At 70.3% G+C, this 21,138-nt stretch carries 19 protein-coding genes; 12 read left to right on the forward strand and 7 right to left on the reverse strand.

The window, feature by feature from the left end; translation table 11 throughout:
- Positions 1 to 14 precede the first annotated feature (14 nt).
- The 4 genes from FHG54_RS07695 to FHG54_RS07710 are packed head-to-tail and all read right to left on the reverse strand — an operon-like array spanning position 15 to position 4,112.
- Positions 15 to 1,004 (reverse strand): AAA family ATPase, encoded by a 990-nt coding sequence (locus FHG54_RS07695; protein ID WP_139416759.1) that lies wholly within the window; start codon positions 1,002 to 1,004, stop codon positions 15 to 17.
- The gene (locus tag FHG54_RS07700; protein ID WP_139416760.1) at positions 1,001 to 2,248 is read right to left on the reverse strand and encodes a DUF4350 domain-containing protein; all 1,248 of its coding nucleotides are present in this window, start codon (positions 2,246 to 2,248) and stop codon (positions 1,001 to 1,003) included. Before FHG54_RS07700 ends, FHG54_RS07695 begins: the two co-directional genes overlap by 4 nt.
- On the reverse strand, positions 2,245 to 2,943 hold the full coding sequence (locus tag FHG54_RS07705; RefSeq protein WP_210415486.1) for a DUF4129 domain-containing protein: 699 nt from the start codon (positions 2,941 to 2,943) through the stop codon (positions 2,245 to 2,247). Before FHG54_RS07705 ends, FHG54_RS07700 begins: the two co-directional genes overlap by 4 nt.
- The gene (locus tag FHG54_RS07710; RefSeq protein WP_139416761.1) at positions 2,940 to 4,112 is read right to left on the reverse strand and encodes a DUF7847 domain-containing protein; all 1,173 of its coding nucleotides are present in this window, start codon (positions 4,110 to 4,112) and stop codon (positions 2,940 to 2,942) included. The genes FHG54_RS07705 and FHG54_RS07710 overlap by 4 nt, the downstream gene beginning before the upstream one ends.
- 156 nt (positions 4,113 to 4,268) lie before the next feature.
- On the opposite strand from FHG54_RS07710, the gene mtrA reads away from it, so the two are divergent.
- The 6 genes from mtrA to secA all read left to right on the forward strand — a co-directional run bounded on the left by mtrA (position 4,269) and on the right by secA (position 13,057).
- Positions 4,269 to 4,949 (forward strand): MtrAB system response regulator MtrA, encoded by a 681-nt coding sequence (gene mtrA, locus FHG54_RS07715; RefSeq protein WP_139416762.1) that lies wholly within the window; start codon positions 4,269 to 4,271, stop codon positions 4,947 to 4,949.
- An 8-nt stretch (positions 4,950 to 4,957) separates the two neighbouring features.
- A complete protein-coding gene (gene mtrB / locus FHG54_RS07720; protein WP_232333628.1) occupies positions 4,958 to 6,706 on the forward strand; it encodes an MtrAB system histidine kinase MtrB in 1,749 nt (582 codons plus the stop codon).
- Positions 6,699 to 8,396: an LpqB family beta-propeller domain-containing protein gene (locus FHG54_RS07725; protein ID WP_139416763.1), complete on the forward strand. Its 1,698-nt coding sequence runs from the start codon at positions 6,699 to 6,701 to the stop codon at positions 8,394 to 8,396. The genes mtrB and FHG54_RS07725 overlap by 8 nt, the downstream gene beginning before the upstream one ends.
- A 95-nt stretch (positions 8,397 to 8,491) precedes the next feature.
- A complete protein-coding gene (locus FHG54_RS07730; protein WP_168197143.1) occupies positions 8,492 to 9,169 on the forward strand; it encodes a ComF family protein in 678 nt (225 codons plus the stop codon).
- 171 nt (positions 9,170 to 9,340) lie between these two features.
- A complete protein-coding gene (gene hpf / locus FHG54_RS07735) occupies positions 9,341 to 10,048 on the forward strand; it encodes a ribosome hibernation-promoting factor, HPF/YfiA family (protein ID WP_139416765.1) in 708 nt (235 codons plus the stop codon).
- Between the two features lie 222 nt (positions 10,049 to 10,270).
- Complete coding sequence (gene secA, locus FHG54_RS07740; RefSeq protein WP_139416766.1) at positions 10,271 to 13,057, forward strand: preprotein translocase subunit SecA; 2,787 nt, start codon at positions 10,271 to 10,273, stop codon at positions 13,055 to 13,057.
- Positions 13,058 to 13,137: 80 nt separating this feature from the next.
- Here the strand turns inward: secA and FHG54_RS07745 are convergent, their stop codons facing one another.
- Complete coding sequence (locus tag FHG54_RS07745) at positions 13,138 to 13,590, reverse strand: Rv3235 family protein (RefSeq protein WP_232331264.1); 453 nt, start codon at positions 13,588 to 13,590, stop codon at positions 13,138 to 13,140.
- A 182-nt stretch (positions 13,591 to 13,772) separates the two neighbouring features.
- Between FHG54_RS07745 and FHG54_RS07750 the strand changes: the two genes are divergently transcribed.
- The gene (locus FHG54_RS07750; RefSeq protein ID WP_139416767.1) at positions 13,773 to 14,366 is read left to right on the forward strand and encodes a hypothetical protein; all 594 of its coding nucleotides are present in this window, start codon (positions 13,773 to 13,775) and stop codon (positions 14,364 to 14,366) included.
- A 4-nt stretch (positions 14,367 to 14,370) separates the two neighbouring features.
- Here FHG54_RS07750 and FHG54_RS07755 read toward each other — a convergent pair whose 3' ends face one another.
- A complete protein-coding gene (locus FHG54_RS07755; protein WP_139416768.1) occupies positions 14,371 to 14,673 on the reverse strand; it encodes a helix-turn-helix domain-containing protein in 303 nt (100 codons plus the stop codon).
- 122 nt (positions 14,674 to 14,795) lie between these two features.
- On the opposite strand from FHG54_RS07755, the gene FHG54_RS07760 reads away from it, so the two are divergent.
- Genes FHG54_RS07760 through FHG54_RS07770 form a run of 3 tightly spaced genes read left to right on the forward strand, consistent with a single transcriptional unit; the run spans position 14,796 to position 18,195 of the window.
- Entirely contained in the window at positions 14,796 to 15,425 is a 630-nt protein-coding gene (locus FHG54_RS07760) for an SAF domain-containing protein (protein ID WP_139416769.1), read from the forward strand.
- 1 nt (position 15,426) lies between these two features.
- Positions 15,427 to 16,698 (forward strand): CpaE/TadZ family protein, encoded by a 1,272-nt coding sequence (locus FHG54_RS07765; RefSeq protein ID WP_139416770.1) that lies wholly within the window; start codon positions 15,427 to 15,429, stop codon positions 16,696 to 16,698.
- Between the two features lie 3 nt (positions 16,699 to 16,701).
- The gene (locus tag FHG54_RS07770; protein ID WP_139416771.1) at positions 16,702 to 18,195 is read left to right on the forward strand and encodes a sensor histidine kinase; all 1,494 of its coding nucleotides are present in this window, start codon (positions 16,702 to 16,704) and stop codon (positions 18,193 to 18,195) included.
- On the opposite strand, the gene sigJ is transcribed toward FHG54_RS07770, so the two are convergent.
- Positions 18,155 to 19,114: an RNA polymerase sigma factor SigJ gene (gene sigJ, locus FHG54_RS07775; RefSeq protein WP_139416772.1), complete on the reverse strand. Its 960-nt coding sequence runs from the start codon at positions 19,112 to 19,114 to the stop codon at positions 18,155 to 18,157. The genes FHG54_RS07770 and sigJ overlap by 41 nt on opposite strands.
- A gap of 79 nt (positions 19,115 to 19,193) precedes the next feature.
- On the opposite strand from sigJ, the gene FHG54_RS07780 reads away from it, so the two are divergent.
- Complete coding sequence (locus FHG54_RS07780) at positions 19,194 to 20,129, forward strand: NAD-dependent epimerase/dehydratase family protein (RefSeq protein ID WP_139416773.1); 936 nt, start codon at positions 19,194 to 19,196, stop codon at positions 20,127 to 20,129.
- Positions 20,130 to 20,213: 84 nt separating this feature from the next.
- Positions 20,214 to 21,134: a cation diffusion facilitator family transporter gene (locus FHG54_RS07785; protein WP_139416774.1), complete on the forward strand. Its 921-nt coding sequence runs from the start codon at positions 20,214 to 20,216 to the stop codon at positions 21,132 to 21,134.
- Positions 21,135 to 21,138: the final 4 nt, after the last annotated feature.

The following is a 21,138-nucleotide window of genomic DNA, read 5'->3' on the forward strand; positions in this document are numbered from 1 at the left end:
TGGTCCTGGTCATCTCAGAGCGGCACCTGCACCTGTTGCACGATCGACGCCAGCACCGCGTCGACCGACACGCCCTCGAGCTCGGCCTCGGGGCGGAGCTGCACACGGTGACGCCAGACCGGCAGCAGCATGGCCTGCACGTGGTCGGGGGTCAGCGACTCGTAGCCGGTGAGCCAGGCCCACGCCTTCGCGGCGGCGAGCAGCCCGGTCGTGCCGCGGGGGCTCACGCCGAGCCGCATCGAGGGGCTGCGACGGGTCGCGCGCGCGAGGTCGACGAGGTAGCCGAGCACGTCGTCCTCCACCCGAACAGCGGATGCCGCGGCGCGCGCCGCAGCGAGTTCGGCCGCGCCGAGCACCGGGGTGACGCCGGCCGCAGCGAGGTCGTGCGGGTCGAAGCCGTCGGCGTGGCGGCGGAGGAGCGAGAGCTCGTCGACGCGTTCGGGCACGTCGAGCACGAGCTTCAGCAGGAACCGGTCGAGCTGCGCCTCGGGCAGCGAGTAGGTGCCCTCGTACTCGATCGGGTTCTGCGTCGCCGCGACCATGAACGGGTCGGGGAGCGGTCGGGTGACGCCGTCGGCGGAGACCTGACGCTCCTCCATGGCCTCGAGCAGGGCCGATTGCGTCTTCGGCGGCGTGCGGTTGATCTCGTCGGCGAGCAGGATGTTCGTGAACACCGGCCCCTCGCGAAAGGCGAACTCGCCCGAGCGAGGGTCGTAGGCGAGCGAGCCGGTGACGTCGCCGGGCATCAGGTCGGGCGTGAACTGCAGTCGGCGGGTGTCGAGCCTGAGCGTGCGGCTCAGCGTGCGCACGAGCAGCGTCTTCGCGACGCCCGGCACACCCTCGAGGAGCACGTGGCCGCGGGTGAGCAACGCGATGATGAGGCCCGTCACGGCGCCGTCCTGCCCGACGACGGCCTTGCCGACCTCGGTGCGCACCCGGTTGAGTGCGGTGCGCAGCTCGTCGTCGCCTGCTGGCGGAGCGGAAGCGGGGATGGGATCGGTCATGGTCGCCTTCCTGTGGGGTCGGTGTCGCTCGCTGCCCGCGGGTCGTTCCCTGCCCGCGGGTCGAGGGTGCGGGCCACCTCGGACTCGAGGCGCGCGAGTTCGTTCGAGAGCTCGACGAGCTCGCGATCGCCGGCGGGAAGGGTGCTCGCGAGCAAGCGGTGCACGGACGCCCCGTCGCGGCCGGTCGCGCGAGCCGCGGCATCCGTCACCTGGTCGACGTCGGCAGACCGGGGGAGCCGGAGCATGCGGGCGATGCGCCGGATCGTGCCGATGCGCAGCTGGTCGAGGGCGTGGGTTCGCGAGGCGGAGCGGGCGTACAGGCGCGCGCGACCCTCGCTCGTCTCGCCGGCGGGCACGTGCACGGGCAGCCGCTCGACGACGAGGGGGCCGAACCGGCGCCCCTGCCAGATGCCCGCGGCGACGACCACGACGATCGCGAGCACCATCACGGGGCTCACCCAGCCGGGCGTGAGTTCGCCGAGCGTCGGGGCTTCGGCCGCGTCGGCATCGCCGGGCCCCGGCAGGTACCAGACGAGTTCGTCGGAGGCTCCCGTGAGGCCGACCGCGAGGGCGGCATTGCCGGCGCGGGTGATGGTCTCGTTGGTGAAGACGGTGGTCGCGCCGACGATCGTGAGGTCGGCGCCGCCCGGGCCGGGGCCGTTCGCGACGGCGAATCCGAAGTCGCCGTCGCGGAAGCAGCCCTGCCAGCCGTCGTCGGCCGCGACGTCGTCGACGGTGACGAGCCGCTGCCCGTCGGAGAGCGAGCCGGCGCGCTCGGCCGGGCCGAGGTCGCAGTCGACGTCGTCGAGCGGGCCGCTCGCGGCACCGGCGAAGCGGACGCCGGGGGCGAGCGTCTCGAGCGCCGTGAAGCCGGGCTCCACGACGACGAGCCGTTCGGCGGCCCCGGCGAGCTCGCTCAGGCGGGCCTCGTCGAGGATGCCGTACTCGTCGTAGAGGAGCACGGTCGCGGAGCTGCTCGCCGCGTCGAGCGCGGCGCCCAGCGATCGCGCTTCGGACACGGTCACTCCGCGGTCGCGGAGAACCTCGACCAGTGCCTTCGACCCGGCGGCGCCGGGGTTGTCGGGCGCGAGCGGGGCGCCGGGGCCGCGCGCGGTGCCCTGTATCGTGAGCACGAGCAGGGCCCCGAGCACGAGCACGGCCGCGAGCACGATCCAGGTACGGCGATGCCGGACGAACGCCCTGACGGTCGGGGTCACAGCGGGGGCGGCGTCGACCGACGTCATCGAGCGACCTCGGCGCCGTCGCGTCCGGCCCGGTCATGATGGGCAGCGGATGCCCCGTGCTCGCCCGTCGCCGGCCGCGTGTCGGAGATGCGTCGCTCGAGCACGGTGACTCGCTCGTAGTCGTCGGGCGATCCGCTTCCGCCGAGGTAGCGCACGGCGTCGAACCCGGCGGCGGCGGCACGCAGCTCGGCGCCGTGGCCCGGGAACGAGGCCGCCGCGGCATCCGCGAACCCACGTGCCGTCGTGCCGGGGTGCACCGTGACGACCTCGCGTTCGACGAGTCCGCGCACGACGGCGCGGAACCGTTCCTCGATCGCGAGCGGCCAGTCGGCGGCTGCGGCGGCCGCTGCGGCGGCTCGGCGAAGGGCATCGAGGTCGCGCCGATCGTGGTCGTCGAAGAGCGGCACGTCGCTCCGCCGCCGGCGACGCAGGCGCGGCAACCCGAATACGAGGAGTCCGACGACCACGACGACGATGACGAGCGAGACGAGCAGCAGCGTGAGCACGGGGCCGGGGAGACCGGTCGCGCCGTCGAAGAGGCCGACGAACCAGTCGCGCACCGCCTGCATCGCGAGGTCGAACGCGCTCGGCTTCGCGGCCGCATACTCGGGTTCGGACAGTTCGTCTTCGAGCCACCGGCGAGCCTCGGGCGCATCGGGATCGAGCGGGGTGCCGCGAACGAGGCTCACGATCACGCGAGGCCGGATGGCGCCGGAGCGCCGTAGGGGTCGGCCACGGGCAGACCGGCGTCGCGCTGCTCGACGTACCGCACGAGATCGAGGTCGAGCGCCTCGGTGCGCATGCGCAGGTCGATGTAGATGACGGCCACGAGCGCGGCCTGCACCACGGCGGTGATCGCGCCGATCAGGAGCGAGAGGATCAGGGTGACGACCATCGTCACGACGGTGATGGGCACCGCCGCGCCCGAGCCGGTCGGGTCGATGACCGCCGCGAGGATCGTGCCGATGAGCGAGACCGGTTGCACGACCACTTGGGAGGCGAGGTACAGGATGGCGCCGACGAGCACGAGAGTGCCGAACGTGCGCCAGAAGAATCCGCCGGTGAGGCGCCACGAACGTCGGATCGCCGTGCCGATGCCGGCGCCCTCGAGCACGATCACGCTCGGAACGAGCGAGAGCTTCGTGCCGAGCCATGCCGCCAGCGCCGCGATGCCGAGACCCGCGAGGAGCGTGACGAGGATCGCGACGACGAGCGCCGCCGGGCCGGTGATGGCGGCGAACACGATGACCAGCACGAACGCGAGCACCACGGCGAGGAGGGCGCCGGCGAGCATCGCGGTCCAGCCGAGGAGCGGCCAGATGCGCTTCGCCGCCCGCTTCCAGAGCGCGCCGAATCCGAGTCGATCGCCGAGCGTGCCGCTCGCGACCTCGACGACCATGACGCCTTGGAGGAACGCGCTCGCGACGAGCGCGATGGCGAGCGGCACGAGCATGAGCAGTATGAATCCGCCCACCGCGCCGGAGGCGATCGCGTCGGCATCTGCGGCGGAGGCGCCGTCGATGCGGGAGAAGACGAACACCATGAACGGCACCATGACGGCCAGCGTCGCGACCACCGAGACGAGTTGCACCACGAGCCCGGTGCCGAAGGTCGCCGCAGCGTTGCGACGCAGCACCCGGAACGGCGCCCAGAGCAGCGTGCCGAACCCGAGCGGGCGCAACGGCAGCAGGCCGGGCTTCGGCGGCGGCGTCCAGCCGAGCTGCGGCGGACGGACCGGCGGTGCCATGCCATACGACGGGGGAGGGAATGACTGCGGGGCGGTCGGGGGAGTGCCCGAAGCATCCGGAGCAGGCGGGTGTGCCGGGGCGCCGCCGGGCGCCTGCCAGTGGTGGTCTGACCCCAAGTGCGGCTCCTTCCGGCGGATTCCACCATGCTCGCACATTTCATCCGACGCGCCGACTCGCCCGCACCGGGCCTTCACGCCCCCTTGTCACGGCGACCGACTACGCTTGACGCACTGGTTTCGGCCGTTTCCGGCGGTGCTGACAGGAATGAACGGATGACCTCACGCGTACTCGTCGTCGATGACGACACGGCCCTGGCCGAGATGATCGGCATCGTGCTGCGCACCGAGGGGTTCGAGCCCTTCTTCTGCGCCGACGGCACCGGGGCGCTCGCCGCCTTCCGCGAGTCGAAGCCCGACCTCGTGCTGCTCGACCTCATGTTGCCGGGCATCGACGGCATCGAGGTCTGCGGGCGCATCCGCGCCGAGTCGGGCACGCCCATCATCATGCTCACGGCGAAGACCGACACGGCCGACGTGGTCAAGGGCCTCGAGTCCGGCGCCGACGACTACATGGTCAAGCCCTTCAATCCGAAGGAGCTCATCGCGCGCATCCGCACGCGGTTGCGGCCGACGCCCGATCAGGCCGTGTCGGCGCTCGGCATCGGCGATCTCACGATCGACGCCGCCGGCCACGAGGTACGCCGCGGCGAGTCTCGCATCAACCTCACCCCGCTCGAGTTCGACCTGCTGCTGACCCTCGCCTCCAAGCCGCAGCAGGTCTTCACCCGCGAGATGCTGCTCGAGCAGGTGTGGGGCTACCACTACAAGGCCGACACCCGCCTCGTGAACGTGCACGTGCAGCGCCTGCGCGCGAAGGTCGAGCACGACCCCGACAATCCGCGCATCGTGATGACGGTGCGCGGCGTCGGCTATCGAGCCGGCGCGACCACCTAGGCGGGCGGATGTCGCAGGCGCAGGCCTCGGCACGGTTCAGTGCCGGTTCGTGGCGAGACATCATGCATGCCCTCGCCGGCCTCCCGCGCCGGGCGGCCGAACTGTGGCGCGGTTCGCTGCAATTCCGCACCGTGATCATCACCCTCGCCCTGTCGTCGCTCGCGATCCTCGTCATCGGGCTCTACATCTCGTTCAGCATCGCCTCGAACCTCTTCAAGACACAGCTCGACAGCGCCCTCGACGACGCGAACGACGCGACGGTCGCCGCGCAACGCATCCTCGAGGGCTCAGACGCCGCCGGCGACCGGGCATCGATGCAGCTCGTCATGGCTTCGGTCGAGCGCTCGGTGCGCAGCGTCTCGGGCAGCACCTCGATCGCGTACTTCCAGCCCTCTGACGTGTCGAGCCCGATCGCACCGCCCACCCGCATCGCACCGAGTCTCTCCGGCATCATCACGCCAGAACTGCACGAGCGCGTGCGCGACGACGACGCCGGCCAGTACTGGCAGTCGGTGGCGCTCGAGGGCGCAGACGGCGCCGACGATCCCGGCGTCGTCGTCGGCAGCACGATCGCCGTGCCAGGGGTCGGCGACTACGAGCTCTACATCGGGTACAACTTCGCCGCCGCGCAGGAGACCCTCTCGTTCATGCAGCTCGTGGGAACGATCGGAGCGGTCGCCCTGCTCGTGCTGTTGAGCGCGATCACCCTGCTCGTGGTGCGATGGGTGATCGAGCCGATCCGATCGGCGGCGACGACGAGTCGGCGGCTCGCGGCGGGAGACCTCGGTGTGCGCATGCCCGAGAAGGGCGAAGACGAGCTTGCGACCCTCGCAGCCTCCTTCAACGGCATGGCCGACAGCCTCCAGGCGCGCATCCGCGAGCTCGCGGAGCTCTCGGTGATGCAGCAGCGCTTCGTGTCCGACGTGTCGCACGAGCTTCGCACGCCGCTCACCACCATCCGCCTCGCGGGCGACGTGCTCTACGGCCAGCGCGACGACTTTCCGGGCCCGACCTCCCGCACCGTCGAGCTGCTGCACACGCAGACCGAGCGCTTCGAGACCCTGCTCTCCGACCTGCTCGAGATCAGCCGCTACGACGCGGGCTCGGTCGAACTCGTGACCGAGCCGACGAACCTCGTGCACCTCGCGGGCGACGCGATCGAGTCGATGCACGAGCTCGCCCACAGCCGGGGCAGCGAGTTGCGACTCGACGCACCCGGCGGCCACCTCGACGCGACGGTCGACCCCCGTCGCATCCGCCGCATCGTCAGAAACCTGCTCGGCAACGCGATCGAGCACGGCGAGGGAAGGGCGGTCGTCGTCTCGGTCGACAGCAACGCCTCTGCGATCGCGCTGTCGGTGCGTGACTACGGCCTCGGCATGACACCGGAGGAGTCGGCGCGCGTGTTCGACCGGTTCTGGCGGGCCGACCCGAGTCGCATGCGCACGATCGGCGGCACCGGGCTCGGGCTCGCGATCGCCCTCGAAGACGCCGTCGCGCACGGAGGCATGCTCGAAGTGTGGTCGCGGCAGGGTTCCGGCACCGTGTTCCGGCTCACCCTGCCGCGGTCCGGGGCGGGCGACGCCATCGTCTCGCCGCTGCCCCTCGAGCCCGACGACATCGATGCCACAGGGCCGCCGCCCACGGGAGCCACGCCTGCAGCCACGTCCGAGGCGACGCACGAGACGGAGGCGTCGAGGAGCACGGCAGGCGCACAGCGGCCGGGCGCCGGCAGGTGGGAGGCACACGATGCGTAGACGTCTGGGTGTGCTCGGGGTAACCGTGTTCGCCGCGGCGACGGCGGTGCTGTTCGCGGGGTGCGTCTCCATTCCGAGCTCCGGCGGGGTCAACGCCGGGGATCCGGCGCCCGTCGAGGAATCGCTCGAGCTCGACACGATCGTGCAGCCTCCTGCGCAGGATGCGAGCCGGCTCCAGATCCTGGAGGGGTTCATCGATGCGGCGGCGAGTCCGCGCAACGGGTACCAGGTGGCACGCGACTTCTTGACGCCGGCCTTCGCCGACGAGTGGAGTGCGGGCGACGGCGCGACGATCGACGTGCTCGCCGACCGTGAATTCAACGAGCTCGGCGAGACGACGATCGTCGTCGACGCGACCCCGGCGGCGCAGTTGTCGCCGAACGGTCAATACGACATCACGGAGTCGAGCACGCCGATCGAGCTCCGCTACGAGTTCGAGCAGGTCGACGGGCAGTGGCGCATCTCACAGGCGCCGCCCGGACTCCTCACCGACGAGACCACGTTCACCCAGGTGTTCCGGAAGTACCCGCTCTACTTCTACTCGCCCGATTTCGACTACCTCGTGCCCGACCTGCGCTGGTTCGCCGGTCGCGACTCCGCACAGACGAGCATCGTGCGTGCCCTGCTCACCGGTCCGTCCGAGTGGCTCGCCACCGGGGTGGTGACGGCGTTCCCCGAGGGCACACGGCTGGAGTCGGCCTCGGTGCCGGTCGCCGGACGGGTGGCGAGCGTCGACCTCACCGGAGCGACCGACGACGACGTGCTCACCGTGCAGCGCATGCAGCTGCAATTGCAGCAGAGCCTCGACGGAGTGCGCGGCGTCGACGACGTCATGCTGTCGCTCAACGGGGTCGAGGAGGACGCGCCCGAACTCTCGCCCGTGCCGCTGAAGAATCCGCTGGTCGATCCGCGTCCGGTCGTCTTCGACGGCACCGCCTTCGGCTATCTCGCGAGTTCCGGCGAGGGCATCGAGCCGATCCCCGAGCTCTCACCTCAGGTGGAGGCGCTCGCCCCGACGGGCGCGGCGCTCGGGCCCGGCGGCGAGTCGGCGGCCGTGCGCGCGGCCGGGGGAGTCTCGGTCGTGCGCGCGGGCGAGGAGGCCGTGCTGCTCGACCCGCGCGACGGTCTCATCGTGCCGGCGCTCGACGCGCACGGCGTCGTCTGGTCGGTGCCGGGCGCGCTACCCGATCAGCTCGTGGTCTTCCCGGCCGGCGGGGCGACTGATCCGGTCCAGCTCCCGGTGCCGTGGAGCGGTACGTCGATCGCCGCGATCGAGATCTCTCGCGACTCCACTCGGCTCGTCGCGCTCCTCGGCGACGGCGCCGCGACGCGCTTCGTCGCCGCCTCCATCGAGCGGGATTCCGCGGGCACGCCCGTCGCACTCAGTCCGGTCACGCTCGGGCTCGCGGATGTCGCGGGTGCACCGCTCGACGTCACATGGCTCGATTCGCGCACCGTGGCGTCGCTCACCGCGCTGCCGGGCGGCGGAACGAGGGTGATCACCCAGGAGATCGGCGGGTTCGCCGATCCGCGCCAGGGACCCGAGGGCGGCATCGCCATCGACGGCGGCAACAGCGTGCGCGACATCCGCCTGCTGACTGCCGCCGGCGACCTCGCTGCGCCGAGCGGTGTCGGCTGGCAGGCCCGCGCGAGCGGCATCCGGCTCATCGCGGCTCAGCAATCGGACTGAGCCGACTCCTCCTCGACAGCGCCGGTTCGAGGAGTGCCGGACACTGCGGGTGCGTCGGGCGTTTCCACCCGGTCGTCGTCGGTCAGGCTGGGCGCATGCCGAACGTCGAGATCCCGCCCGGCAACGCGCGCGCCTCGGTCGGCTCGCTCATCCGGGCGTCGATGCGCGACGCGGTCGCGGTGCTCCTGCCGGTGGCGTGCTCGGGGTGCCGGGCCCCCGATCGCGCCGTGTGCCGAGACTGCCGCCTGGCACTCGAGCCGGCGCCGCGCAGCCTCGAACGCGCCGGCCTCCGCCTCTGGACCGGCCTCGAATACTCAGGAGCCGTGGCGGCCGTGCTCGGCGCCTTCAAGGACGGCGGTCGAACGGATGCCGCGGCGGCACTCGCCCCGGCGCTGCGTGCGTCGCTCTGCGCGGCGCTCGCGGAAGTGCCCGGCTCGGTGCCGATCGAGGTGTGCACGATCCCGTCGACGCCGGCGGCGCGCCGCGCGCGGGGTTACGTTCCCGTCGACACGCTGCTCGGGCGCCTCGGTCTCCGCCCGGCGCCGGTGCTCGTGCTTGCGAGGGAACGCGCCGATCAGGCCGGCCTCGACGCCGAGGCGCGTCGGCGCAACGCCGCCGGAGGCCTCGTCGCCCGTTCGGCCAGACGACGGCTCGGGCCGGCGCCGCGCGATGCCCCACTCGCGGGCCGCCGGTTCCTCCTCGTCGACGACATCGTCACGACCGGTTCGACCCTCGCAGAGGCGGTGCGCGCCGTCGCCGCAGCGGGGGGGTGAGACGGCGGCGATCGCGGTGCTCGCCGAGACGCCGCGCAGGTGGCCGCACCATGCAGGGAGTTCACGGGAAACACTCCGTGACATCGCCTCGCAAGGGGGCTACGGTGGCAGGACAGGCGTGGTCGATCCACCCTTCAGAACCGGGTGACACGTCGGTGAACGGAGGTCGTCATGGAACTGAACATCGTCGGACGAAACCTGGGGATCACGGACCGATTCCGCGCCTACGCGGCGGAGAAGTCCGAGAAGGTTTCTCATCTGGCAGAGCGCGCGATCTCACTCGACGTGAAGCTCAGCCGGCACAACGAGAAGAACGGAAACCCCGGGCCCGACCGCGTCGAGCTCACCCTCTTCGGCAAAGGGCCCGTGGTCCGTGCCGAGGCAGACGGCTCCGACAAGTACGCGGCGTTCGATGTCGCACTCGGGCGATTGCTCGAGCGCATCCGGCGCGCGAAGGATCGCCGGAAGGTCCACCGCGGCGGTTCGAAGCGACCGACCTCGCTGCGCGAGGCCACCGATGCCGGGTTCTCGGAGGTCGGCGTGCAGGCCGCGGCATCCGAGGTGCTCGCACAGGTGCGCACCGGCAGCATCCCGACCGTCGACGAGAACGAACCGCACGTCGAGGAGGACGAGGTCTACAGCCCGGTCGTGATCCGTCGGAAGATGTTCGCCTCCACGCCCATGACGGTCGACGACGCGCTCTACTTCATGGAGCTCGTGGGGCACGACTTCTACCTGTTCGTCGATGCCGAGTCCGGCCGGCCGAGCGTGGTCTACCGGCGCAAGGGCTGGGACTACGGGCTCATCGGGCTCGACCAGCAGTCCGAAGAGCGGTCGCCGACGACCTCGCCGGTCGAGATGCAACGCGCCACGGCGTGACATCCGCTCACTGAGCAGTACGTGCGCCGAGCTCGTCGAGGCAGGCCGTCAGGTCGTGATCGCTTCGACGAGCTCGGCGCATGCGTTTGGCAGGCCTTCGGCGGGCTCGGGCACGCGGCTCGTTCCCCGCTAGCATGGCTATGATGGCCGTCTGCACGGCGGCAGCGGGCGCGCCCCGATTCGATCCGCGGCCGTGCGCCCAACGACTACAGGAGAACATTCGTGGCAACGATTCTGGAAAGGGTCCTCCGTGTCGGTGAGGGCCGCACCCTCAAGCGGCTGGAGAACTACGCGGCGGCGATCAACGCGCTCGAAGACGGATTCCAGGCGCTCAGCGACGACGAGCTGCGCGGCGAGACGGCCGAGCTCCGCGAGCGGTACGCGAGCGGCGAGTCGCTCGACGACCTGTTGCCCGAGGCGTTCGCCGCCGTGCGCGAGGCGAGCCGCCGCACGCTCGGCCTCCGCCACTTCGACGTGCAGCTCATGGGCGGGGCCGCACTTCATCTCGGCAACATCGCCGAGATGAAGACCGGTGAGGGCAAGACCCTCGTCGCCACGACGGCGGCATATCTCAATGCGCTCACGAGCCGCGGCGTGCACGTCATCACGGTCAACGACTTCCTCGCGAGCTACCAGTCGGAGCTCATGGGCCGCGTGTTCCGTGCGCTCGGCATGACCACCGGATGCATCGTCGCCGGCCAGAACCCGCAGGTGCGCCGCGAGCAGTACGCCGCCGACATCACCTACGGCACGAACAACGAGTTCGGCTTCGACTACCTGCGCGACAACATGGCGTGGCAGGCCAGCGACATGGTGCAGCGCGGCCACCACTTCGCGATCGTCGACGAGGTCGACTCGATCCTCATCGACGAGGCGCGCACGCCGCTCATCATCTCGGGCCCGTCGTCGGGTGAGGCCAACCGCTGGTTCTCGGAGTTCGCGAACCTCGCGAAGCGTCTCGTTCCCGAGGTCGACTACGAGGTCGACGAGAAGAAGCGAACCGTCGGCGTTCTCGAGCCCGGCATCGAGAAGGTCGAAGACTATCTCGGCATCGACAACCTCTACGAGTCGGCGAACACCCCCCTCATCTCATTCCTCAACAACTCGATCAAGGCCAGTGCCCTGTTCAAGCGCGACAAGGACTACGTGGTGATGAACGGCGAGGTGCTCATCGTCGATGAGCACACCGGCCGCATCCTCATGGGGCGTCGCTACAACGAGGGCATCCACCAGGCGATCGAGGCGAAGGAGGGCGTGCAGGTCAAGGCCGAGAACCAGACACTCGCGACCGTCACGCTGCAGAACTACTTCCGCCTCTACTCGAAGCTCTCCGGCATGACCGGTACCGCCGAAACCGAGGCATCCGAGTTCATGGCCACCTACAAGCTCGGCGTGGTGGCGATCCCCACGAACAAGCCCATGGTGCGCATCGACCAGCCCGACCTCGTCTACAAGAACGAGGAGGCGAAGTTCGCGCAGGTCGTCGACGACATCGTGGAACGTCACAAGAACGGCCAGCCCGTGCTCGTCGGCACGACGAGCGTCGAGAAGAGCGAGTACCTCTCGCGCCTCCTCGCCAAGAAGGGCGTGCGGCACGAGGTGCTGAACGCCAAGAACCACGCCCGTGAGGCTGCGATCGTCGCGCAGGCGGGCCGGCACGGCGCCGTCACCGTCGCAACGAACATGGCCGGTCGAGGTACCGACGTCATGCTCGGCGGCAACGCGGAGTTCATCGCCGTGCAGCTCATGCACGAGCGCGGCCTGAGCCCGGTCGACACGCCCGAAGAGTACGAGGCTGCCTGGGACGAGGTCTTCGAGAAGATCAAGGGCGAGGTCGCCGTCGAGGCTGAGAAGGTGCTCACCGCGGGCGGACTCTACGTGCTCGGCACCGAGCGTCACGAATCGCGACGCATCGACAACCAGCTGCGCGGTCGCTCCGGCCGCCAGGGCGACCCCGGCGAGAGCCGGTTCTACCTCTCGCTCACCGACGACCTCATGCGCCTGTTCAACGCCGGCGCGGCCGAGAGCCTCATGTCGCGCGGTGTGCCAGACGACGTCGCCATCGAGTCGAAAGTGGTCTCGCGGGCCATCCGTTCGGCGCAGTCGCAGGTCGAGGCCCGCAACGCCGAGATCCGCAAGAACGTGCTGAAGTACGACGACGTGCTGAACCGCCAGCGCGAGGCGATCTACAGCGACCGTCGTCACATCCTCGAGGGCGATGACCTGCACGAGCGCACGCAGAAGTTCCTCGAAGACGTCATCGACGAGGTGCTCGACAGCCACACGGCCGACGGCAACCCCGAGGAGTGGGACTTCGACGCCCTCTGGACCGAGCTGAAGACGCTCTACCCGATCGGCATCACGATCGACGAGGTCGTCGCCGAGGCAGGCGAGAAGGGCAGGGTCAACCGCGACTTCATTCGCCGCGAGATCCTCTCCGACGCGAAGGTCGCCTACGGTCGCCGTGAAGAGCAACTCGGCTCGCCCGCCATGCGCGAGCTCGAGCGTCGCGTCGTGCTCTCGGTCATCGATCGTCGCTGGCGCGACCACCTCTATGAGATGGACTATCTGAAAGACGGCATCGGCCTGCGCGCCATGGCGCAGCGCGATCCGCTGGTCGAGTACCAGCGTGAGGGATACGCGATGTTCCAGCAGATGATGGGTTCGATCCGCGAGGAGACCGTGGGCTTCCTCTTCAACCTCGAGGTCGAGGTCGCACCGCAGGGCGGTGCCGGAGCGAAGATCGAGGCGAAGGGCCTCGACCGGCAGGGTGCGTCCGACGAAAAGCTCAGCTACTCGGCACCGAGTGACGCCGGCGGCGTGGAGGTGCGCAACCAGCGCGGCCAGGTGCAGCAGGCGGCGACGCAGCGCGCACGCCGTGCCGTAGCCGAGAGCCAGGCGCCGACCGCCGAAGCAGCGCGCGGAGCCTTCGGGCAGCGCACCGACGGCGGTGCCGCAGAGCCGCAGAACCGTGCGGAGCGACGCGCTCAGGAGCGCAAGGGGCGCTGACCGACGTCAGGGGCCCCGGCCGGTGCAGTGCACCGACCGGGGCCTCTCGCGTCTGTGTGCCCGATCTGCGGCGGCGTCGCTCAGAGCACGCCGATGGCGCTCGCGCGCCAGCGCTGGTCGAAGCCCTCGATGCGGATCGCCACTGCCCGGGAACGCGCTCGCTGGTGCACCATCACGACGGCCTCGACGACGCCGTCTGCAGGCTCGCACAGATGCACGCGGCCGACCGAGAACGCTGGGCGCTGCGGCGACTGACCCTTGACCCGACGTGCACGAGCGGCGAGCACGACTCGCTTCGACAGGTTGCGGAAGACGTCGTCGTCGACCCATCTCGCGAGCTGCTCGAGGTCGCGAGCACCGGCCAGTGCCTCGATGATGCAGTGGGTCAGGCTACGCAGCATCGGCTCGGGGTCTGGGAGGTCGGTGCTGCGGGCCGGTTGGCGGCCGAAGTACTCGTCGTCATCGTCGAGGGCATACGCAGAAGAGGTGCGGTTCAGGGCGGTTCGGTTGCCGATCACGTCGCGTGCGGTCATCTGTGCTCCAAGGGGAGGAAGGCTCGCAGGACCCCTCGGCCGAGCGACGGAATCACCCCCATGTGGGGGGCAGGGGGTGATTCCTGTGAGAACGCTAGATGAGCGGATGAAACGGTGTCAAGGATTTTCGGGGCCTGTGGATAACGTTTCCGGTCGATCACGTCTCGCTGTACCGTCGCTGCATGCGCTGGGATCTGCTGTTCGACGACCTCGAGTCGCAGATCGATCAGGACCAGCGCGATGAGGAGCGAGCGCTCGCCATCGAGGAGGAGCGCCTGCGGCTCGGCCGCCTGACCCTCCGCGACCGGCTCGCTGCAATCGCCGGATCCGATGCCGGGGGCGGTTCCGTCCGCATCGAGCTGCATGGCGGGCGCACGATCACACTGCGTCCGCAGGTCTTCGGTCGCGACTGGGTCAGTGGTCGTATCGCAGAAGCTGCGAGCAGTGCGGCTCAGTGCGTGGTGCCGATCGCCGCGATCGCCGCGCTCCTTCCCGCCCGCGCACAACTGGAGCCGAGCCTCGAGTCGGTGCCCGAGGCATCCGCACGCATCGCCGAACGACTGGGCCTGCCATTCGTGCTGCGCGACCTCTGCCGGCGTCGCACGCCGGTTCACCTCAGCACGATCGACGGCGATGCGACCGGCACGCTCGACCGCGTCGCGCGCGACCACGTCGACCTCGCGCTCCACGACGCCGATCGCCCGCGTCGTGAGAACGCCGTTCACGGCTACCGCATCGTGCCGCTCGCGCGAGTGCTCGTCGTCGAGTTCAGCTGACGACTCAGTGCGGTCGATCGACCGGGCGGATCCGCCCGGTGCGTGCGCCGGAGAGCTCGACGATGTTCGAGAACTCGCCCTGATTCCAGGCCGTGGACTTGCGGGTCTCCTCGTATTGGAGTTCGATCCAGACCTCGAGCTGCACGCGCTCGATGCGCCACGGGCCGGAAGTGCCGACGCGGATCGCCGGCAGCTCGCCGGATCGGATCAGTTCGTCGACGGTCGCGACGTCGACGGCGAGGATCTCGGCCGCGTCGGCGATCGTGAGGAACCGGCCGATCTCATCGCCCGAACCTGGAGTGGTCATGACTCGATTATCGACCGATCGCGGGCCGGGCGGAGCGACTGTGGATAACTTCCGGCCCGTGTCGCGTGTTCGGGCGACGATAGACCACGGCGCGACCCGGCGCCGATCCGAAGGGAACGCACATGGCAGCACGTCGCGAGCGGAGCGAACGCGGAGCACTCCGGCTGGATCCGCGTCTGATCATCGGCATCGTGCTCATCGCGGGCTCGACCTTCGGCGTCTGGAGCCTCGTGACAGGGCTCGACGACGGCGTCGAGGTCTATGTCGCCCGCGACACCCTCACGCCGGGCACGCGTATCCAGGCCGACGACCTCGCAACCGAGACCGTGCGCCTCGGTGCGAGCGGCGCGCGCTACCTGGTGGCCGACGGTCTTCCCGACGACGGACTCGTCGTGGCGCGCACGATCGAGGCGGGCGAACTCGTGCCGGAGGCCGCCGTCGACGAAGCCGACCGCACGGGCCTCGCGACCGTCGTCGTGCCGAGCAGGGGCCCGCTGCCCGCGGAGATCGCCCCGGGCGCTCGCGTCGATGTCTGGACCGCGAAGCAGGTGGAGCGCGGTGGATTCGAGCCGCCCGCCGTGCTCGTCTCGGACGCCGAGATCGCCGGAATCATCGAGAGCGAGGGCATGGTCTCGACCGACGGCACGTCCGTCGAACTCCTGATCCCGCGCGAGAAGGTCGCGGCGTTGCTCGGGGCCCTGGCCGCAGGCGACGCGATCGATCTCGTGCCGGCGCGGGCGACGGGCGAGTGACGTGGCTCGGCTCGCCCTCGCCCTCGACGGCCCGACCGAAGATCGGATCCTCGCCGACATCGTCGAGCATGGCCACACGATCGTCGCCCGGCTCGTCGGCTGGAACGACCTCCTCGAGAACCTCGACGTGCTCGGCCCCGAGGTCGCGATCGTCGGCGCCGGCAGCGGCACGCTGAGCGCCGAACTGCTGAGCGCCTGCGATGAACGCGGGGTTCGTCTCGTCGCCCTCGCCGGCAGCGACGCCGAGCGGGCGCACGCCTCGCAGCTCGGCCTGCACGAGATCGTCGATGCTGCGGCACCGTGGGCCGAGATCGAACCACTCGTGAGCGGGGGAGTGCCGGTGCCGTCGCGGGTGGGCGACGTGCGGCCGAGGGAGGAGCGCACGGCTTCCGTCGTCGCAGTCTGGGGGCCGGGCGGAGCCCCGGGTCGCAGCACGCTCGCCGTCAACCTCGCCGCCGAGATCGCGGCGGCCGGGCACACCGTCGCCCTCGTCGACGCCGACCCCTACGGGGGCGCGATCGCGCCGTCGCTCGGGCTGCTCGATGAGGCGCCCGGCTTCGCCTCGGCGTGCCGGCTCGCCGGTGCCGACGCCCTCGATCGCGCCGAGCTCGAGCGCATCGCGCAGCGCTACACCGCCCCACGGGCGGCGTTCAACGTGTTCACGGGACTCGTCGGCCCGAGTCGATGGCCCGAGCTCTCACGCGACCGGGTCGCTTCGGCGATCGCGACGATGCGAGCGTGGGTCGAGTACGTCGTCATCGACACCGGATTCAGCCTCGAGCGCGACGAAGAGCTGACGAGCGATCAGTTCGCCCCGCGCCGGAACGCTGCCACCTTCGCGGCTCTGGCGGCCGCCGATCGGGTCGTCGCCGTCGGACTGGCCGACCCTGTCGGCCTGTCTCGGCTGCTCAGGGGGCACGGCGAACTCGTCGAACTGGTCGAGCACGAGCGGGTCGACGTCGTCGTCAACCGGGTGCGAACGAGCGCGCTCGGCATCGACGCGCACGGGCAGGTGCGGCAGACGCTGCGCAGGTTCGGCGGGCTCGGTGACGCCACCCTCCTTCCGCACGACTCGAAGGCGACGGACGCCGCGATCCTCACGGCACGCACACTGCGCGATGCAGCGCCGCGCTCGCCGCTGCGCACTGCGATCCGCGACTATGCGTTCGAGGCGCTGCTGCCCACGCCGCAGCCCGAGCGGCGCAGGGGCCTCACGATCGCGGCGCTGCGCCGGCGACGGCCGGCCGAGGTGAGCACCGGGCGGTACGCTTGACCGGTGTCGACCCTCAGTGATCTCGTCCTCGCCCAGGGCCGCAGCAGTCAGGCCGATGTCGACTGGCTGCACATGCTCGTCGGCGACCTCCAGCTGCTCGCCGATCTCGCGTTCGCCGACATCGTGCTGTGGGTGCCGTCCGGCGACGATTCGTTCGTCGCCGTCGCCCACTCCCGGCCATCGAGCGCCGCGACGCTCTTCTACCGTGATTTCGTCGGTCAAGAGATCAAGCCGCAGTGGCGTGAGCATGTCGGGCAGGCCTATTCGACCGCACGGATCGTCGATTCATCCGCCCCTGACTGGTATGAGGAGATGCCCACCCGCGTGAGTGCCGCGCCCGTCATGCGCCGTCTCACCACCGCCGGCGCCGACGTCGCGCCCGAACCGGTCGCCGTGCTCACCCGGCACACGAACCTCGGCGCGACCCGCACACCGAGCCGCCAGGAACTCACGTTCAACGAATGTGCAGAAGAGCTCTTCCTGATGATCGCATCGGGCGACTTCCCCGATCTCGGCGCCCCGACCGGTCCGCGTCGCGGCGCTCCACGCGCGTCCGACGGACTCATCCGGCTCGACGTCGACGGCATCACGACGTTCGCGAGCCCGAACGCGCTCTCCGCGTTCAATCGCATGGGTTTCGACGACGAGCTCGAAGGCGAGTCGCTCGCCGAGGTGACCACGAGGCTCCTCGCCGGCAAGCTCGTCGTCGACGAGTCGCTCCCGCTCGTCGTGACAGGTCGGGCCCCCTGGCGCACCGATGTCGAGTCCCGAGGGGTCACCGTGTCGCTTCGGGCCATCCCGATCCGGCACCGAGGCGAGCGCGTCGGCGCGATCGTGATGAGCCGTGACGTCACCGAACTCCGCCACCAGGAGCAGGAGCTCATCACCAAAGACGCGACGATCCGCGAGATCCACCACCGGGTGAAGAACAACCTGCAGACGGTGGCGTCGCTGCTTCGCATCCAGGCCCGGCGCACGCACTCCGACGAGGCACGTGAGGCGCTCACGCAGGCCATGCGGCGCGTCGGAGCGATCGCGGTCGTGCACGACACGCTCTCCGAGGGGCTGACGCAGAACGTCGACTTCGATGCGGTCTTCGACCGCGCACTGCTGCTCGTCGCCGAGGTGGCGTCGGCCCACAATACGACGGCGCACCCGAAGCGCTCCGGGTCGTTCGGCGTGTTGCCGAGTGAGTACGCGACACCGCTCGCGCTCGCGCTCACCGAGCTCGTCACGAACGCGGTCGAGCACGGTCTCGCCGGGCAGGAGGGCGACGTCGAGATCACGGCCGACCGCTCGCAGACGATGCTGAGCGTGACGGTGCGCGACACCGGTTCGGGTCTGCCCGAAGGCAGGGTGGGCGAAGGGCTCGGCACTCAGATCGTGCGCACGCTGATCCAGGGCGAACTGAGCGGCACGATCGACTGGCACACGATCGTCGGCAGCGGCACCGAGGTCACGATCGAGGTTCCGTTGCGCTGGATCGCGCCGGCCTGACCGAGTCGGTCGGTGTCGCCGACAACAGTGCGAACAGGTCACCGACCGTGCCGAGGTGAGTGAGCTTCTCGGGATTCAGCTGGTTCGCGATCACCTGCACCGAACCGTTGACGAATTCCACCATCAGAACGCAGAGCAGCGCACCGTCGGGGCCACGCACCCAGAGCGACGGCGCTCCGTTCACCGGGCGCCGCTCGAACGCGATGCCCGCTCGGGTGCCGCGCCGCACGAGGCCGCCGAGGAAACGCGCGACGGCGACGGCGCCGTGCACGGGCCGGCGGACCGCAGGTGCCCGGCCGCCGCCGTCGCCGTAGAACACCACGTCGTCGGCGAGTGCCACGACGAGTCGGTCGACATCGCCGACCTCGAGCGCAGCGAAGAACGCGTCGGTGAGCGCCGTGTCACGGTCGGCCGCACCGTCGAACCGCGTCCGTCCCTCGGCGATGCGCTGCTTCGCCCGGTGCATGATCTGCCGGCACGCGGCCTCATTGCGGTCGACGATGGCGGCGATCGTCGGGTAGTCGTAGGCGAAGACCTCTCGAAGGAGGAATACGGCGCGCTCGACCGGGCCGAGCCGTTCGAGCACCGCGAGGAATGCGAATGACAGGGTCTCGTCACGTTCGATGCGGTGCGCGGGATCGGCGTCATCGTCTGGCAGCGGCTCGGGTATCCACGGGCCGACGTAGATCTCGCGTGTGCGCCGCGCCGAGCGGAGCACGTCGATCGCGAGCCGCGTGGCAACGGTGGCCGCGAAAGCCTCGGGGTTGTCGATCGGTTCGCCGACAGCATGCCGCTCCTGCAGCCGCACGTACGCGTCTTGCACGACGTCTTCGGCCTCCACGACGCTGCCGAGCATGCGATAGGCGATGGAGAACATGAGTGGACGCAGAGCGTGCTGCGCCTCGCCCGTGATCGCCATGCTTCGAGGATGTCACAGTACTGCTGTCACAGGTGGAGTCGTTGGATCGTCGGAGGGGGTGACAGGAACGGAGACCGAGATGCGAGTGTTCATCGCCGGCGCCACGGGCGCCATCGGATCGAGAGTGGTGCGACTCCTCGTCGCGGCGGGGCACGAGGTGGCCGGAACGTCGAGGCACGGCGACCGATTGGCCGACATCGAGGCGGCAGGTGCGCGCGGCCTCGTGATGGACGGCCTCGACGCGACATCCGTTCGCACCGCCGTGCTCGAAGCCCGCCCCGAGGTGATCGTGCACGAACTCACCGCGCTCGCGGGCCTCGCGCCCGATCTCAAGCACTTCGACCAGGGGTTCGCCATGACCAACGAGTTGCGTACCAGCGGAACCGATCACCTGCTCGCGGTCGCAGCCGAAGCCGGCGTCGGCAGGTTCATCGCGCAGAGCTACACGGGGTGGCCGAACGAGCGCACGGGCGGCGCGGTCAAGGACGAGGCCGACCCGATCGACCCGCACCCGACTGATGCCTCGAAGGAGACGATCGCCGCGATCAGGTACGTCGAGGGTGCGACCGCCGCGGCCGACGGGGTCGCGCTCCGCTCTGGGCAGCTGTACGGGCCGGGCCAGTCGATCGGACGCGGAGGCGAGATGGTCGAGATGATCGCCGCGGGAAGACTGCCGCTCGTCGGCGGCGGCACCGGGATCACCTCGTTCTGCCACATCGACGACGCGGCATCCGCCACCGCGGCCGCCGTCACGCACGGTGCTGCCGGCGTCTACAACATCGTCGATGACGACCCAGCGCCCGTCTCGGAGTGGTTGCCCGCGCTCGCCGAGGCGGTCGGGGCGAAGGCGCCGAGGCACGTGCCGGCGTGGGTGGCACGGCCGCTCATCGGCGAACACGGGGTGTCACTGATGACGAAGGCGCGCGGCTCGTCGAACGCGAAGGCGAAACGGGAGCTCGACTGGACCCCCGACTGGCCGAGTTGGCGCGAGGGCTTCCGCAGCGGCCTCGGCTGAGCGTCGGCCGGCCGAACGGATGAGAACGCGACTCATTCCCAACTTGGCCCGGGTCGCCGAATCGCGGCCTACGCTGTGAGTGACATGGCACACGATCACGATCACGTAGCAACCGCCGACCGTGCACGGCTCTGGGTCGCCGCCGCGATCATCGGCGCGTTCCTCATCGTGCAGGTGATCGGCGCGGTCTTCAGCGGCTCGCTCGCGCTCCTCGCCGACGCCGGGCACATGGCGAGCGACCTCATCGGGCTCGCTGTCGCCCTCGTGGCGTCATTCGTCGCGGCCAGACCCGCGACCGACCGCCAGACCTACGGCTATCGCCGGGCGGAAGTGCTCGGGGCTCTCGTGAACGGCGTCATTCTCGTGGTCGTCGCGGTCTCTGTCGCGATCAGCGCTGTCGGCCGCCTGGTGACGGGTGCAGCAGGCGAGGCCCATGAGGTGCAGGGCGTGCCGATGCTCGTCGTCGCCGGCATCGGTCTCGTCGCCAACGTCGCGGCGATGCTCGTGCTGCGCGGCGGTGCGAAGGATTCGATCAACCTTCGCGGCGCGTACTTGGAAGTGCTCGGCGACCTCATCGGGTCTGCCCTCGTCATCGCCGCGGCGCTCGTGATCGTCTTCACGGGCTTCGACGCCGCCGATCCGATCGCCTCGCTCGCGATCGCCGCGCTCATCGTGCCGCGGGCGCTGTCACTGCTTCGCGACGTCGCGCGCGTGCTCTTCGAATCGGCGCCGGCCGACACCGACGTCGCCGAGATCCGCGCGCACATCCTGCGCACGGACGGGGTGGTGGCAGTGCACGACGTGCATGTGTGGGCGATCACCTCGGGTGCGCACGTGTTCAGCGCGCACGTGGAGGTCGCGCCCGACGTCTTCTCCTCCGGCCGCACCGGTGAACTGCTCGATGAGCTCGGCGGATGTCTCAGCGAACACTTCGACGTCGAGCACTCGACCTTCCAGCTCGAGCCGGCGGGCCGGGAGCAACGGGAGCAGTCGCAGCATCCGTGACCGG

The organism is Agromyces laixinhei (genome assembly GCF_006337065.1).
Lineage (GTDB): Bacteria > Actinomycetota > Actinomycetes > Actinomycetales > Microbacteriaceae > Agromyces > Agromyces laixinhei.